This is a genomic window from Hymenobacter arizonensis, assembly GCF_900115775.1.
In the GTDB taxonomy this organism is placed as follows: Bacteria; Bacteroidota; Bacteroidia; order Cytophagales; family Hymenobacteraceae; genus Hymenobacter; species Hymenobacter arizonensis.
In genome coordinates this window covers 1-13,482 of sequence record NZ_FOXS01000008.1, presented here as the reverse complement: position 1 = coordinate 13,482, position 13,482 = coordinate 1, and the positions used below count along the sequence as shown (strand labels likewise).

General features: G+C 62.5%; 17 protein-coding genes. 9 read left to right on the top strand and 8 right to left on the bottom strand.

Going from position 1 to position 13,482, the window contains the following annotated elements; translation table 11 throughout:
- Positions 1–168: 168 nt before the first annotated feature.
- The 4 genes from BMZ66_RS21370 to BMZ66_RS21355 form a co-directional block, all read right to left on the bottom strand.
- Positions 169–702 (bottom strand): hypothetical protein, encoded by a 534-nt coding sequence (locus BMZ66_RS21370; RefSeq protein ID WP_092678253.1) that lies wholly within the window; start codon positions 700–702, stop codon positions 169–171.
- A gap of 30 nt (positions 703–732) precedes the next feature.
- Entirely contained in the window at positions 733–936 is a 204-nt protein-coding gene (locus BMZ66_RS21365) for a hypothetical protein (protein ID WP_143080329.1), read from the bottom strand.
- 81 nt (positions 937–1,017) lie between these two features.
- Entirely contained in the window at positions 1,018–2,124 is a 1,107-nt protein-coding gene (locus tag BMZ66_RS21360; protein ID WP_092678249.1) for a DUF4932 domain-containing protein, read from the bottom strand.
- A gap of 48 nt (positions 2,125–2,172) precedes the next feature.
- A complete protein-coding gene (locus BMZ66_RS21355) occupies positions 2,173–2,469 on the bottom strand; it encodes a hypothetical protein (protein WP_143080328.1) in 297 nt (98 codons plus the stop codon).
- Positions 2,470–2,690: 221 nt separating this feature from the next.
- On the opposite strand from BMZ66_RS21355, the gene BMZ66_RS21350 reads away from it, so the two are divergent.
- Positions 2,691–3,287 (top strand): Fic/DOC family protein, encoded by a 597-nt coding sequence (locus BMZ66_RS21350; RefSeq protein ID WP_092678244.1) that lies wholly within the window; start codon positions 2,691–2,693, stop codon positions 3,285–3,287.
- A 249-nt stretch (positions 3,288–3,536) separates the two neighbouring features.
- Here the strand turns inward: BMZ66_RS21350 and BMZ66_RS21345 are convergent, their stop codons facing one another.
- A complete protein-coding gene (locus tag BMZ66_RS21345; RefSeq protein WP_092678242.1) occupies positions 3,537–3,944 on the bottom strand; it encodes a hypothetical protein in 408 nt (135 codons plus the stop codon).
- Positions 3,945–4,134: 190 nt separating this feature from the next.
- Here BMZ66_RS21345 and BMZ66_RS21340 point away from each other — a divergent pair, with 190 nt between their 5' ends.
- The 3 genes from BMZ66_RS21340 to BMZ66_RS21330 all read left to right on the top strand — a co-directional run bounded on the left by BMZ66_RS21340 (position 4,135) and on the right by BMZ66_RS21330 (position 6,438).
- Positions 4,135–4,596: a hypothetical protein gene (locus tag BMZ66_RS21340; protein ID WP_092678240.1), complete on the top strand. Its 462-nt coding sequence runs from the start codon at positions 4,135–4,137 to the stop codon at positions 4,594–4,596.
- Between the two features lie 86 nt (positions 4,597–4,682).
- On the top strand, positions 4,683–5,192 hold the full coding sequence (locus tag BMZ66_RS21335) for a hypothetical protein (protein ID WP_092678238.1): 510 nt from the start codon (positions 4,683–4,685) through the stop codon (positions 5,190–5,192).
- A gap of 139 nt (positions 5,193–5,331) precedes the next feature.
- Complete coding sequence (locus BMZ66_RS21330; protein WP_092678236.1) at positions 5,332–6,438, top strand: T9SS type A sorting domain-containing protein; 1,107 nt, start codon at positions 5,332–5,334, stop codon at positions 6,436–6,438.
- Positions 6,439–6,805: 367 nt separating this feature from the next.
- Here BMZ66_RS21330 and BMZ66_RS21325 read toward each other — a convergent pair whose 3' ends face one another.
- On the bottom strand, positions 6,806–7,111 hold the full coding sequence (locus tag BMZ66_RS21325) for a hypothetical protein (RefSeq protein ID WP_092678234.1): 306 nt from the start codon (positions 7,109–7,111) through the stop codon (positions 6,806–6,808).
- A 93-nt stretch (positions 7,112–7,204) separates the two neighbouring features.
- On the opposite strand from BMZ66_RS21325, the gene BMZ66_RS21320 reads away from it, so the two are divergent.
- From BMZ66_RS21320 to BMZ66_RS21305, 4 genes are all read left to right on the top strand, one after another.
- Positions 7,205–9,643, top strand: a complete 2,439-nt coding sequence (locus BMZ66_RS21320; protein WP_092678232.1) for an RCC1 domain-containing protein — start codon at positions 7,205–7,207, stop codon at positions 9,641–9,643.
- Between the two features lie 302 nt (positions 9,644–9,945).
- Positions 9,946–10,347, top strand: a complete 402-nt coding sequence (locus BMZ66_RS21315; protein WP_092678230.1) for a hypothetical protein — start codon at positions 9,946–9,948, stop codon at positions 10,345–10,347.
- A gap of 209 nt (positions 10,348–10,556) precedes the next feature.
- Positions 10,557–11,264, top strand: a complete 708-nt coding sequence (locus tag BMZ66_RS21310) for a hypothetical protein (RefSeq protein ID WP_143080327.1) — start codon at positions 10,557–10,559, stop codon at positions 11,262–11,264.
- Positions 11,265–11,397: 133 nt separating this feature from the next.
- The gene (locus BMZ66_RS21305) at positions 11,398–11,832 is read left to right on the top strand and encodes a hypothetical protein (protein WP_092678225.1); all 435 of its coding nucleotides are present in this window, start codon (positions 11,398–11,400) and stop codon (positions 11,830–11,832) included.
- 84 nt (positions 11,833–11,916) lie between these two features.
- On the opposite strand, the gene BMZ66_RS21300 is transcribed toward BMZ66_RS21305, so the two are convergent.
- Together BMZ66_RS21300 and BMZ66_RS21295 are read right to left on the bottom strand one after the other, a co-directional pair.
- Positions 11,917–12,285, bottom strand: coding sequence for a hypothetical protein (locus BMZ66_RS21300; RefSeq protein ID WP_092678223.1), 369 nt, complete (start codon positions 12,283–12,285; stop codon positions 11,917–11,919).
- Between the two features lie 155 nt (positions 12,286–12,440).
- A complete protein-coding gene (locus BMZ66_RS21295; protein WP_092678221.1) occupies positions 12,441–12,851 on the bottom strand; it encodes a DUF3592 domain-containing protein in 411 nt (136 codons plus the stop codon).
- 368 nt (positions 12,852–13,219) lie between these two features.
- Between BMZ66_RS21295 and BMZ66_RS25865 the strand changes: the two genes are divergently transcribed.
- On the top strand, positions 13,220–13,482 hold a 263-nt coding region (locus BMZ66_RS25865), incomplete at its 3' end, for a hypothetical protein (RefSeq protein ID WP_214607045.1).

Below are 13,482 nucleotides of genomic sequence, written 5' to 3'. Positions count from 1 at the left end.
CTACCTCTATTCGGGGGTGAACGAGGTGTCCAACTCCTGTTTCGTGGCGACGCTGCACAGCGTGTGGGAAGACGAAGACTTGGGGAATAAGCCGCGCCTACCCGTATTGGTTCACTGAAACGGTCCGAAGGTAAACGCACTCCGTTCAGAATTAGGAGCGTATGGGTATTATCTGGAAGCGTTGGGGCCAAAAGCTGTGTAGCGTCGGGTAGTCAAATTGAGTTGGACCTGGTAGAAACAGTTCCCGCCCCCCTTTGGAGCGATGATACGTGTAGACCACGACGTAGTCGGCGCGCACATCGCCTGTACCCACACGTGCGTAACCCCGCGGCCATCCACTGCCGGCAGGTACTGGTAATGATATCGATTTGCCGGGAGCTGCTGGGCCCGTTCCACCGCCTGCACCAAGCTGTCGGTGAGCCGCCGCTCGGTCGGTGAGAGCGTGGCTGGCCCGACCGGGCGGACCAAGCGCGGCGCGAAGGCGAACGTGTCGTCCGGGTGAAACGGGAAGACCACGACGGTGCTGTCGGCCCGCTGGGCGTCGGGCCGCACACCGCCGAAGCGCGCGTAGCTTGCCTGCGCTGCGGCCGACAAGGGAGCGGACGGATGGGCCGACGGGCGAACGCACCCGCTTGCCCCCAGCAAGGCCAAATACACGAGACGGGTCACGCCCAAAAGTAGGGTGCGATTAGTTGCACGCATCGCGTTCAAAAAACGGTGGAAATGCGGTGATTAGGTTGATAAGTCTTTTCGCCGCAGTTGGTCTTCGATGTTCCGCGCCGACTCGATGCACCACGCCCGCAGGCCCTCAAAGTCGGTTCCGGACGTCTCGACAAAGGGCCCACGCTCCCACGTCAACCGCATCTTATACACACCATTCGAGACTTCCTCGTACGTCAGCTTCCAGCTGGCTGGGATGTCACGCGCGTTTTTCATCGTGACAAGATACAAGTCTAGTTAAACGGTCCGACGGTAAACTAGTCCCGTTCAAATTAAGGAGGGCGATGCGCGCCTTCACTACTTCGCGGCGGTCGCGGGATGGTTTTTGGCGAAGGCCCGCAGCAACACCGGGAAATACGCCTCAAAATTTTTGTAGCGCGCCGCCGGCTTGTAGTGGTGTTCGATTAGCGCGGCCAGCTCCCCCGAATAAATGTAGAAATCGTCGGATGCCAATGCCTCCGCCTGCGTGAGGGTGCCGGCGCGGAGCTTCAAGACGTTCGTCACCGCTTGCGCGACGTTTTCGTTCAAGAAATTGCTCCAGCCCCCGCGCGCCGCCGCCCACTGCTTGGCCCGCGGGTCTTGCCGCACGAGGTAAGCCAAGCGGTTGATTTCCGGCTGGTGGCGCGCAAAGACGGGCGCCAAGTAGGTATGTCCCAGCTCGTGCCACACCAGTTGCGCGGTTTGCGCGGTGGGGCGAAAACGAGGGGCTTTGGCGGGCGCGTCTTGGCTCAACACCAACTGGCGGTAGCTGACCAGCACGGTGTGTTGGTTGGGCAGCGCCGGGTTGATGCCCCGCAGGTCGGACATCGCGTACGACCCGCAATTGAGCACCCCCAGCGTCAGGGCCACGGGCCGGTGGCGGGGAAGGCGATAGAACCGGTCGATGGTTTCCAGGAGTTTTTGTTGCTTTAGGCCCGCCTCAAACTCCTGCACCCAAGACCCGTACTGCGGCGCGTGCGCGTGGTAAAATTCAACGAAGCGCGTGTCGCGGGCAAATTGCAAACACTGGCGAAAATACGCTTGTACTTCTGCCAGGGGCATTTCCTGCTCGTACCCGTCCAGGTGCTCGGGGCGCATGGTGGCGAGTTTCAGGTCGGGGAAATCGTAAAAGGCCCAGCTCAGGCGCACCGGGTAGTCGCAACTGATGGCGCGCGACAAGCGCCGGGCGGCGAGCACGGCCGGGTGCCGCCGGTACGGCGCGAAGTGGCGGACGACTTCCGCGTTGTAGGTCGACTCGGCCACTTGCGCGGTGTCGGAGAGCAGGTGAATGATTTGCAGCAACTCCGTGCCGGGGTGCACCAGGACGCGGACCGCAGCCGTCGGTTGGGCTCGGCTCGGCAGCCAGGCCAGGAAGCAGAGCAGGAAGCAGAGCAGGAAGCGGGCAGCAAACTGAAAAAAGCGCATAAGCAGAGGGGGACGGGGTAGCAGCGAGGGACACCGAGCGAGAGGAGTTCAGCGAAAGGGTCGGAAGCTAAACGAGAATTTACGCTCCGACTTATGCTGCGCCACGAGCAGCACCCACGCCTTCACGCAGCCCGCGGCAAAAGCCAGGGCAAGAAACAGGTCCAAGGCCAGGGCGTGCCATTTGAAGTACTGCGCACAGCCGCTGCATTTCCCTCCCGTATACTGCAGAAAGGATGCCGGGAAGCCCAGCGTGGTGTACCCGTCGGACGGGGCCTCCCACCGCAGCGTGAGCGCCGTGGCCACCACAAACACCAGCACCGCGAGAAGGACCGCTCGTTTAAGCATGAGGCAAAGTAGTGACTGACAAGTTTAGGCCAGCGCTCCCAACTAGCACCGCGTACACACGCGTTCAACGAAACGGTCCCAATCGCAAAATGAGTGTGATTTCTTTGCCGGCTACTTTGGGGCTGGAGAAGAACTTGCTTTCTTGTGCTTTCCTTTCTTCGCTCGCGTTGCCTACCTGTACTGGTTCGCGGCCAAGCTGAAGAACTCATGCCCGTGAAACAATGAAATATGCCTCCTCTGGTGACGAAGACGAAGCGCTGCCCAATCTATTGGGGCTCTCGTCGTTGGCGGAAGTGCAGCAGGTGGAAACCGAAGGCTTCCTCTTGGCTGAGCAGAGCTTGTTGAATGAGCTGCGCGAGGACGAGGTCTTTGACGTTGCCTACATTCAGGAAATCCACCGGCGCGCCCTCGGCCGAGTCTACGGCTTCGCGGGGCATTACCGCACCGTCAACCTCTCCAAAGGGGGCTTCGCTTTTCCGGCGGCGCTGCACCTGCCTAAAAACATGGCGGATTTCGAACGGGAAATGCTGCGGCCCTTGCCCCACAGTTGGCCCGATGCCACGTCCCTGGTGCGCGACGTGGCCCGCGTCCACGCCGAGTTGTTGTTCCTTCACCCGTTTCGGGAAGGCAACGGGCGCACCGCGCGCGTGCTAGCCAACCTGATGGCCTACAAAAACGGCTCGACCAGCTTCCACTGGGAAGCATTGGCCGAGCCAGAACGTTTTAGTTTGTATGTGCAGGCCGTGCAAGCCGCTGGGCTGCTCCGGTACGAGCCCATGCAGGGCGTTATCGCAAGCGTGTTGCCCCCGTCTCCGTAACCGAAGTACCCACTGTTTTACGCAGCCGCCCTTCATCGGCGCGGATGCCTTCCACACGGGCCGAGCCCAAGGCATTGCGCACCAACATTTGCTGACGCTCTGCTCCCTCCCGCAGGTGCGGGTAGCGGTCTACGATTCGTTTGCCAGTCGCTTTCATAATTATTACGGTTTCTGCCTTGCTAGTACAAAGTACGGATAATTATCATTCCAGGCCACCTAACCCATAGGGCCCGTCTAACGAAAGGAGCGTTATTTTTTAGGGATTAGCTCGCCTTTTGCGTCCAGTTCGATGGAGTGCGACAATTCTTGAATTGGGACTACTCGACGAACGCGTTCCCCCATGGGGCCGACCACGCCAAACTTGAAATCGTAGTCCACCAACAACGGGAGCAGTGTGCCCTGGACGTACACAAAACGGGACGTTTGTCGAATCAAGGTCTGACTGGAGGGCAACGCCTTTTGGATGGGGCTGACCACAAGAGAATAGCCGGTTGCGGTTGAATACAGCACGCAGTAATATTCTTTCTTGCCTTGTGTAACCGCATAAAGCTGCGCCTCAACCTTCTTGGAGAACGCATACCTGATTTTCTCCGGAGCAGGGTCAGCACTTTGCCTAACCCCAAGGAATAGGCTCACGAGTAGCAGGAAGGTGTGCATGGTTCGGTGGTGAGTTTACCTTGCTGGCAATTTCCGTTCACGAAAACGGTCGGAAAAGTAAATGTTGCATCTCGCGCTTCATTGGCGACCTTGCACCGGTACTAGAAACTGCAGCCCCTTGCCTCCTCCCTTAGCTGCTTGCACGCGCCCGTCCGCCCCTGCGGCCACGTGGCAGCGACTCCGACACCTGATGGCTGCCGGCGTCCTCCTGATGGGGCTGGCGGGGTTGCCAGCCTTTCAGGGGAAGCCCCGGCCGCTTCCTGACACGCGGGCGCGCAAAATCACCATGTACTACCTGCCCATCCACAGCTTTGTCCGTTACCCTATTGATTCATCCCTCATTACCTATAAGCACCAGTTGGAGCAACGCGTGCGCAAGCCCGACCAGTTTTTGAGCCGGCTCCGGACGTCGCTGGGGCAGGCCCCGGCCGCGGCCTCGTTCGGCCACCAGTACCTGCGGGTCTTGTACGCGGTCACGTACACCGACGGCAGCCAGCAAAAGATTGTGGTCGATGCCGGGGGCAACGTCTTCTGGAACGGCCGCTCGTACAAAGGCAGCCGGGCCTTGGACCACGTGCTCGAATCCCCCATCACACCCCACAACCGCGAACGGCTCGGCATGGGCCCCGATGGGAACCGGCCGGGGAAGTAGCCGGCCGGGGAAGTGGGTACATGCCTCTTCAGCAAAACGGTCCGAATCGCAAAACGAGCGTTTCTTGTGTGCTCATCTTGTGCTTTATGGTTGCGGCTCCCCTCGCCAACGTGCTCCTCTGCTTGGTGTTGCTGCCCCTCGCTGCTGCAGGGCAGGCTACGGGGCCGTCCTTGCGTGCCGTGAAGGCGCGATATGACGCTAAGCGCCACCGGGTGGCCCTTACCTGCCAACTCATCAACGGCGATTCGGCCCAAACTTTCTATAAACCCACGACGTGGGACTATTGCGCCCGCTTGAGCTTCCTACGCCTGCAGGACGTGAAAACGCGGATGACGGTCAGTTACTTCCCCTGTACCTACGTTGCCGATTTAGACCATGTCCCCTTAACCGCTGCCAACACGGTGGTTTTAGGACCGAAAGCTGCCTATGCTTTCACCCAGTATGTAAAGGCATCCCACCTGCGCCCTGGGCTGGTGAGAGGCCACACCTACACCGTCTACTTTAGCCTCAGCCACCAATACCTCTGTGGCGGGAGAGACTGCCGAGCCTTCCAGGGCTCGCTGCGTTCAAATCCGGTGACCCTCACCATTCCTTAGCCGGTAGAGAACCGCACCGCCACCATAAGGAACCGGCCTACATCCGTTCAGCCAAACGGTCTGAATCGCAAAACGAGTGGTTTTCTGAACGGAGCATGAATACATTTGAGCGCACGTATTCAATTGCTCTGTGAAATCTATGACGTTTTTTTCAGCAGTGCCCTTGACAGGCCTGCTGGCTCTGTTCTTTCTTGTCTTTCGCCTGCCGACAGCTGCCCAGACCCCCACATGGCAATCGGCGCAGGCCGTGGCAGCAGCTACGGGAGCTGGCTCGTCGGTGACGGCAACGGCTGTCGACGCGGTGGGCAACGTGTACCTGGCCGGGGTTTTCGCAACCACGGTGACCTTGGGCACCACCACGCTCACCAGCTTCGGGAGTGAGGACATATTCGTCGCTAAATTTAACCCGACCAGCAACCAATTTGTGTGGGCCCAAAGCGCCGGTGGCACGAGCCTGGACCAACCCAATACCTTGTCCGTCAGCGGCAATAGCGTGTACGTGGCCGGGATTTTTTACCGCGCCACCGCTCGCTTTGGCGCGGTAACGCTGCCCCTTGCAGGCACTTCCAATGGCTTCGTGGCCAAGCTCACGGATGCGGGCAACACCGGCAGCTTTACCTGGGTCCAGCAGACCAGCGCGAACTTCACCTCTTTGGTGACGGCGCTGGCGGTGAGTGGCAGCAGCGTGTACGTGACGGGAAGTGCCAGCGGCACTTCGGCCAGCTTCGGGGCCATCACCCTGACCTCTGCTGGCGGCCGCGACCTGTTCGTGGCCAAGCTCACGGACGCGGGCAGCACGGGCAGCTTTGTGTGGGCACAGCAAGCCGGTGGCGCCGGCAGCGAAAGAGCCAGTGCCGTAGCGCTTAGCGGGGCTATCGTGTACGTAGCCGGGGCTTTTACGAGCGCGACGGCCAGTTTTGGTCCCCTCGCCCTGACCAATCCAAGGCCCAACGCCCAACTCGGCTTTCTGGCCTCCCTCGCCGACCCCACCCTCACGGCCACGGCTGGCCCCCGCGCCGAGTCCCTCGCGCAACTCTTCCCCAACCCCGCTCGCTCCACAGCCACCCTGCGCCTGCCGGCCAGCACCATGCCCACGCCCCTCACGCTACTCGATGCGAAGGGCCGCTCCGTGCGCCGCTACCCCGCTCCAGCCGCTGCGGAAACATCCCTCGACCTACGCGGGCTACCCGCCGGACTCTATCTGCTACGTGGTACCGGTCTGCTACAGCGTTTGCTGGTGGAGTAGAAGCCTTGGGTAAAAGCGTCGTTTCCGCACGACCTAATTTTCTCGGGCAAAAGCGAAACGGTGGTGAGCCATCAACGTTCGGACGAATTATGGCTTTTCGCGCAGGGAGCCCTTGCCCTCTCTGCTTCGTCGAGGCGACGACTTACTTCACCTGTTCGCTTAGGTTCAGCAAAACGGTCCGAAGGTAAACGCGCTTCGTTCAAAGAAACGAGGATTTTAGTAGTGACATTCAAAGTCAGATTCTATGAGAACGGCAAGACCATTACCCGATACGGCCACTGCCTTGCGCACCTTTGAAGAAGCGGCGACGGAACACGCGCACGCAACCGAGTCCGGTGATTCCAAGAGAGGCAACCGGTGGTTTCGGTTAGTAGCCGTTGAGCATTCGTAGCAGCACGGGGGCCGTGGCTTCTGTTTGCCGCTCCAGCTTCAACAGCCGCTCGTGCCACTTGGTCGGCTGGCCCCGGTAGTAGAGCTTGCGGCCTTTGCGCATTTGGGCTTCCCACGCCCTATCCACCCCGAAGTAGTTGCTCAGGCCCCGGGACCGCTTGTTCTCCAGCTGCGAGTCGTAGTAGAGCCGTTCCCCGGCAAAGGCGCTGCGGTGCGCGAACACGCCGGTTCCGCTACGCAGGTAGAGCACGGTGGCCCGGCGGCCGGCGGTCGGGCAAACCATATGATGCGCTGATTGAGGCCGTGTTATGCCGGGACATATCTCTACATTTGCGGGGCTTGGATTATTGTCGTTTCAGGCCCTTTATTCGTCACTATGCACCCGGTGTCTTATTTCCGCCAGCCCTGGTTCAGCAGGCTGCTCCCGCTGGTAGCAGCGCTGCTGTTAGCCTATTTACCGGGGCTGAGCCAGTCCAACTATCACGCCGCCGTGGTGCTGCCCAACGGCATGCTCTTGGCCTGGGGCAACAATACCTACGGGGAGCTGGGCGACGGCACCAATGTACTGCGTGAAAAACCTGCCCGCATCGGCACGGCCAGCAACTGGCAAAGCGTGAGTGTGGGCCTGTACTTCACGCTGGCTGTGCGCACCGATGGCACACTCTGGGCCTGGGGCCGCAACTATAGCGGGCAGCTCGGCGACGGCACCACTACCACCCGCCTCGCCCCGGTGCGCATCGGTACGGCCAGCAATTGGCAAAGCGTGAGTGCCGGCAGCGCCTTTGCCGTCGCGCTGCGCCGGGATGGCACGCTCTGGGCTTGGGGCAGCAACGCTTCGGGCCAGCTGGGCATCCCCACCGGCGGCAGCGCCCCTACCCAGGTCAGCCCCGGTACCCTCTGGCGCAGCGTCGATGCCGGCTATGAACAAACAGTAGCGGTGCGCAGCGACGGCACGCTCTGGGCCTGGGGCAACAATGCCGCCGGCCAGCTTGGCGACGGCACCACCACCAACCGCTCCACCCCGGTCCAAATCGGCATCGGCACCAACTGGCTGAGCGCCAGCACCGGCTACCAGCACTCGCTGGCCGTGCGCTCCGACGGCACGCTCTGGGCCTGGGGCCGCAACAACGGCCGACTCGGCAACGGCAACACTGCCGCTCAGTTCAGCCCCGGTCCGGTAGGCACTGGTACCGCCTGGCGCAGCATCTATGCTGGTGACGACCACACCGTGGCCATCGCCCTCGATGGCACACTCTGGACTTGGGGCCGCAACGACCGGGGGCAGTTGGGCCTCGGCACCACCACCGATGCGCTACTGCCCACCCGCGTGGGTACCGCCAGCACTTGGCAACAGGCGATGGCCGGCGCCTACTGCACCATGGCCCTGCGCCAGGATGGCACACTCTGGGCCTGGGGCAGCAACGAGCGGGGGCAGGTCGGCAGCGCCGCGGTTCGGCTCCGCTATCAGCTCACGCCGCATGCCGTCAGCTTGGTGCCCGACTGGCAAAGCGTAAGCACGGGCAGCGACCACGTGGTGGCGTTGCGCGGAGATGGCAGCCTTTGGGCCTGGGGCAGCAACCTGTTCGGCCAGCTCGGCGACGGAACGACCACCCCCCGCCTCGATCCGGTGCGAATTGGCACCGGAACCGACTGGCTGAGCGTGAAGGCGGGCAACCAGTTCACGCTGGGCCTGCGCCGCGACGGCAGCCTCTGGGCTTGGGGCAACAACACCTATGGCCAGCTCGGCGACGGCACCACCACCAGCCGCTCCACCCCGGTCCGAATCGGCACCACGACCACCTGGCAGAGCATCAGCGCCGGCGGTATCCATTCGTTCGCCATCCGGCAGGATGGCACGCTCTGGGCCTGGGGCAACAATTACTACGGCCAGCTCGGTGACGGCTCTACCACCCCCCGCCTGGCCCCTGCGCGCGTGGGCACGGCCACCAACTGGAGAAGCGTGGCCGCTGAGCAGATGCACATTCTGGCCGTTCGCCAGGACGGCAGCCTGTGGGCCTGGGGCAACAACTCCAACGGCCAGGTCGGCGACGGCCAGTCGGGCGGTGCCTACCGCGTGCCCACCCAGATTGGTGCTGCCGTAAACTGGGCCAGTGCTAGCGTAGGCACTATCCACAGCGTAGCCCTGGCCCAGGACGGCTCCCTATGGGCCTGGGGCTACTTTCTGGTAGATCTACCCACGACGGACCAGCGGGTGCCGCTGCGCATTGGCACCGGCCTCGATTGGCCCACGCTGAGTGCCGGCGGCCACCACACCACCGCCGTTGACCGGGCGGGCGCGCTGTGGGGCTGGGGCAACAACCGCTACGGCCAGTTTGGCGACAGCACCACCACCAGCGCTCTGGCTCCGCAACGCCTGGGCACGGCCAACTGGAAAACCGTGAGTGCCAACGAACTCCAGACGGTTGCCATCCTCCAGGACGGCACGCTCTGGGCCTGGGGCAACAACCAGCTATATCTGGTGAACAACAACTCGCCCAAGCTGGATTACAGCGCCACGCCGCTGTTGATCTACCCGTTTGGCCAGGCCTTGGCCTCCGCGCCGGGCGCCGGAGCAGTTCGCCCGCTGGAGCTCTGGCCCAATCCGGCCACCAATCAGGTACAGCTGCGCACACACGCGGCGCAGCCCGCCACCCTGCGCCTGCTCTCCCCCCTGGGCCAGGTAGTGCAGACATACCCCGTACCGGCCGGCAATCAGCAGTTGCAGCTGCTGATTGCTGGCCTGCCCCGCGGCTTGTACCTAGTGCAGTTGGTTTCGGCGGCTGGCACCGTCAGCCAGCGGCTGCTGCTGCGCTAAGCGGACGGCGCACGGCCGGGCATCCTACCGCCGAAGGCCCCGGCAACCGCACTACGCTGGCCGGAGATTTTTTCAGCGCCAGCGCATAGCTCAAAGGTATCAGGCGATGCCCTGGAGTTTCCTGTACTGCAAAAGGGATTTTCTTGGCACTACTTCCCGTTCACAAAACCGGTCGGAACCGCGATAAGAGGGGTTTCACTAGAGCAGGAACAGAAAACCCCGCTAAGGGATTTGGATCTGCTGGTTACTATTGGATCTGCTGGTTACTAATTACTGATTGACCCCTCGCTGCTACCCGCCCGTTGTCGTTCTTTGACGGCATGGAAGAGCTCCTGCACCCTCGCCACCCCCTGGATAAGTTCCACCAGTCGCAGGTGGAGTTTTTAGCGATGCTGCCAGAAGAACAGCGGGCCGAACACGCCCGGCTGTTTCGGTTGGGCAACGCCAGTTATCGTTACCAGCAGCAGGCCGCGGGCGAGGTGACGGAAGCCGATTTCCACCATTGGCTCGAAGGCTTACCCGAAAAAATGCGAGCAGCCATGGTGCGCGAGGGGTTTGAAGCGAGCAAGAACAGCTGGCCGCTGCGGCGGCACGCGCTGGAGCGCCGCGACTTGGGCCAAGATGCTTTTCTGCAAGCTATCCTGTCGCCTGAGGACTGGGCCTATCAGCAAGCGTTGGCGCAACCGCCAGCACCCAGGCAGTAACGTCCCTCAAGGGAGAAGAAACAAGTGTGCGGTGGCCGACTTTGGGTTGCCAAATTGGTGTTTTGGGCAAAAGTCTCATGCTAAGGACGTTCAACTGGACGGTGGGACCATAAACGCCCTTCGTTCAGAATAAGGAGCGTTTGCACGCGTGATGGCACGCGGTATCTTTGGGCAACGCTTCCTGCCGGCTCGTCCGCAACTCGCTCTCCATGCTCGGCTCCGTACCCGACACCCCGTTTGGCCACGCCCTGGGGCAGTTCATGCTCCTGTTCAACGGGCACCTCCCCTTTGACGAAGCCGCGTTGCACGCGGCCTTTGCGGCCTTGCGCGACGTGGCCGCGCGCGAGCATCCGGACCGGCCGTGGCCGCTGCCGACGCGGCACGACAACGGCGCCCCGGCCGCGTTGACGGTGGAATTCCTGCTGGGCCTGGGCCGGGCGCGCTACGCGCGCCTGCCCGTGGTGCCCGCCGGCGCCGTAGGCGCCGCCTTGCGCACGTGGCACGGCGCTCGGGTGGAAGGGGTGGAGTACCGCCGCGTCGAGGGGCCGGGCCTTCGCGTGGATTTCATGCAGGCGGCGGACGAAGAGCCCCGGGCCTGGGGAACCCTCTTTGCCGACTGCGCGTGGCAAGCCCTCCCGGCCACGCCCCGGCGCCCCCGCGCCGGGGCGCGCGGGGTGGCGCACGCCAAGGCCCTGGTGGGGGCCGTACTAGTCGGGAGCCAGGTCGGGGAAGACGGCCGCTTGACCCTCGCCTTTAGCACCGGGTCGCGACTGGAGGTGGTCCCCGGCGCGCCGGTGTGGAAAACCGATTATGACCTGCACCTCGACGGCCATTACTTTCACCGGTTTGCGGGAACGTTTGTCGAGCGAGTGCCACACGTCATGGAACCGGACGACTTTATCGATTCCGACGAATAAAGACCGAAGTTCACTGTAACGGTGGTGGCGTGAACGTGCTCCGTTCACCCAATGGAGGGTCTAATGCTGTCGCAGGTAGCGCAAGAGAACGAACGGCGGCGAGTAAGCCGACGCTTCTTCCTACTATTGCCCCATGAAGTTTCCGTTGCTCCTTTGCTGGCTGCTCGGCGTAGCGGCCATGCCGTACCCCGTCCGGGCGCAGTCGGCTGTCCCGCCGACTGCCACGAAACCGGCTTCCCCCTCTTTGGCCTATTCGCAAGCGGCGGCCGACATTGCCCGCTTACTGCGGCGAGCTACCGCGCTCCCCGATGCGCAGGCCGTGGCCTTGCTGCGGCGGGAAGGCCCTGCGTTACAGGCCAAAGCAGGGCAAGTGAAGCCCGCTTACATCCGCTGGTTGAAAGGCTTGTCGCTGGTGGAGCGCCAGGCCGAGCAACAGCGGCTGGAAGCCTCCCCGTGGTACCAATACTTCTCTGCGCTGGACTCCGGACCTCTGGGCGTGAAGGCGAGCCGCAATCGCGCCTTGGCCGAGCAGGTGTTCAACCTGATGGATTTTGCCGACGGAGTCTAAAACACCCACAGTACGGCGGAGTGGGCGAAGCTTGCACGGCCGAATTAGCGTGGTTTAGGAAAACGGTCCGAATAGCATAACGAGCTAATACGCCAAGTAGACGTAGAACAAAATGGTCAGGTAACAAGCTAGGGTCCAGCACAGGGTGAAGGCCGTATCCCACGTGCCCTTGCCGGCCCGGAGCGCGCCGATGCGTGCCACGCGAGCTAGGTACTGGTCGCGGTGAATGAAATAAAAGTAGTTGAACGCGGCAAGGGCCGGGAACACGAGCAGGGACTGGTACAGGCGGGGCAGGACGAGGAAGAGCTGCCCGCTCATGAACAAGAGGGTGAGGCCGAGGCAAAACAGGTTCAGGGCCAACAGCAGAAAGGCGTCCACTTCGGGCAACACGTTTCGGTTCAGTCGGACGAACAACCGGTACAAGCCATAAAAAAGGTAATCGTAATAATTCATGGGTCGGCGGGGCGGGCAGGGCACCCGTTACGCAACGCCCGGAACCCGGCAGCCGGCAAGCCCGGACGTTGGCAGTCGCGTAGCGGGGCAAAACTAGTAGGTGATTGGGCACCGTCAGCGTTCAGTTAAAGGGTCGGAATCGCTTAAACGAGCATTTAGTAGTAGGCATAGATGCCATACGCTAGAACTCCGATGGTGAGGGCCAATATCCCCCATTCCCAGGCGCTCACGGCGGCGGCTCCGAGCACGAAGTAGGTGGGGTCGTTGGGGTCATAGAGTACCGTCACCACTTGCCCCGCCGTATAGGTCGGCACGTCCATGTTATTGTCGTAGCGGGCCTCAATCCACTCGCCACGGGCGGTACGGAAGCGCACCACAGGGTGGGAGACTGGCGTCTCCCAATCGCGCTCGTCTGCTTCGAGTCGTACCACGGTTCCCTCGGCACGTTCCCCAGTGCGGTGCAACTCCTGCCGCTTCCGGTAATGGGCGATGGCAAGGCAGAAGGCAATGGCAGCAATGGCCAGAAAAAACACGAGAAAAGAGGCTTCAATCGTCGAGCCAAGCATACGGAGGGGAAAGGCAGATTCGGGTCCGCCAAGGTAGGACCCCAAAAAACAGGCACCAATCCCTGTTCACGAAAACGGTCCGAATCGGAAAACGAGCGTTTCCTGGTTTGTGGTTACTGCCCTTGGCAACCCGCAACGCCACGTTTGCACGCGGAAGGGGGGCCGTTGGGCTTCGCATTCGAGTAGCGGAGGTGACCTTTTCCCCTTGTTGGCATCAACCGCCGATGCTGGTCACTCCAACCCGTTGCGCGCACCAAACGCCCTCCGCGGGCCACCCTTCGCCCCGCCGGACGGGGGTGCTGGCGGGGCTGCTGGGGCTCGCCTGCGCCGCCGTCGGCTGCGCCCCCGAGTGGGAAAACAGCCGACGCGTGTTCGTGCGCAACCGCACGGGGGCCGAGGTGCGGCTCACCTGGCACGTGCCGTGCCCCGCCCGGCCCTTCCCAAGCCCGTGGCCGGGCGACGGGGCCGAAGTGGCGGTGGTCGAGCCCGACGCCACGCATCGCCCCCGCCTGGTGCCGCACGGCCGGGACACGCTGTGGGCGGGCTGGCGGGACACGGTGCGCGCGCACGTGGCGCCGATCCCCGGGGACTCCGTGGCCGTAACCGTGCGCTTGGCCGCGGGCACGCGCTT

Bases quoted from the DNA above. Each gene is read 5' to 3' on its own strand.
- BMZ66_RS21370 (WP_092678253.1), bottom strand. From the start codon at position 702: ATGCGTGCAACTAATCGCACCCTACTTTTGGGCGTGACCCGTCTCGTG.
- BMZ66_RS21365 (WP_143080329.1), bottom strand. From the start codon at position 936: ATGAAAAACGCGCGTGACATCCCAGCCAGCTGGAAGCTGACGTACGAG.
- BMZ66_RS21360 (WP_092678249.1), bottom strand. From the start codon at position 2,124: ATGCGCTTTTTTCAGTTTGCTGCCCGCTTCCTGCTCTGCTTCCTGCTC.
- BMZ66_RS21355 (WP_143080328.1), bottom strand. From the start codon at position 2,469: ATGCTTAAACGAGCGGTCCTTCTCGCGGTGCTGGTGTTTGTGGTGGCC.
- BMZ66_RS21350 (WP_092678244.1), top strand. From the start codon at position 2,691: ATGAAATATGCCTCCTCTGGTGACGAAGACGAAGCGCTGCCCAATCTA.
- BMZ66_RS21345 (WP_092678242.1), bottom strand. From the start codon at position 3,944: ATGCACACCTTCCTGCTACTCGTGAGCCTATTCCTTGGGGTTAGGCAA.
- BMZ66_RS21340 (WP_092678240.1), top strand. From the start codon at position 4,135: ATGGCTGCCGGCGTCCTCCTGATGGGGCTGGCGGGGTTGCCAGCCTTT.
- BMZ66_RS21335 (WP_092678238.1), top strand. From the start codon at position 4,683: ATGGTTGCGGCTCCCCTCGCCAACGTGCTCCTCTGCTTGGTGTTGCTG.
- BMZ66_RS21330 (WP_092678236.1), top strand. From the start codon at position 5,332: ATGACGTTTTTTTCAGCAGTGCCCTTGACAGGCCTGCTGGCTCTGTTC.
- BMZ66_RS21325 (WP_092678234.1), bottom strand. From the start codon at position 7,111: ATGGTTTGCCCGACCGCCGGCCGCCGGGCCACCGTGCTCTACCTGCGT.
- BMZ66_RS21320 (WP_092678232.1), top strand. From the start codon at position 7,205: ATGCACCCGGTGTCTTATTTCCGCCAGCCCTGGTTCAGCAGGCTGCTC.
- BMZ66_RS21310 (WP_143080327.1), top strand. From the start codon at position 10,557: ATGCTCGGCTCCGTACCCGACACCCCGTTTGGCCACGCCCTGGGGCAG.
- BMZ66_RS21305 (WP_092678225.1), top strand. From the start codon at position 11,398: ATGAAGTTTCCGTTGCTCCTTTGCTGGCTGCTCGGCGTAGCGGCCATG.
- BMZ66_RS21300 (WP_092678223.1), bottom strand. From the start codon at position 12,285: ATGAATTATTACGATTACCTTTTTTATGGCTTGTACCGGTTGTTCGTC.
- BMZ66_RS21295 (WP_092678221.1), bottom strand. From the start codon at position 12,851: ATGCTTGGCTCGACGATTGAAGCCTCTTTTCTCGTGTTTTTTCTGGCC.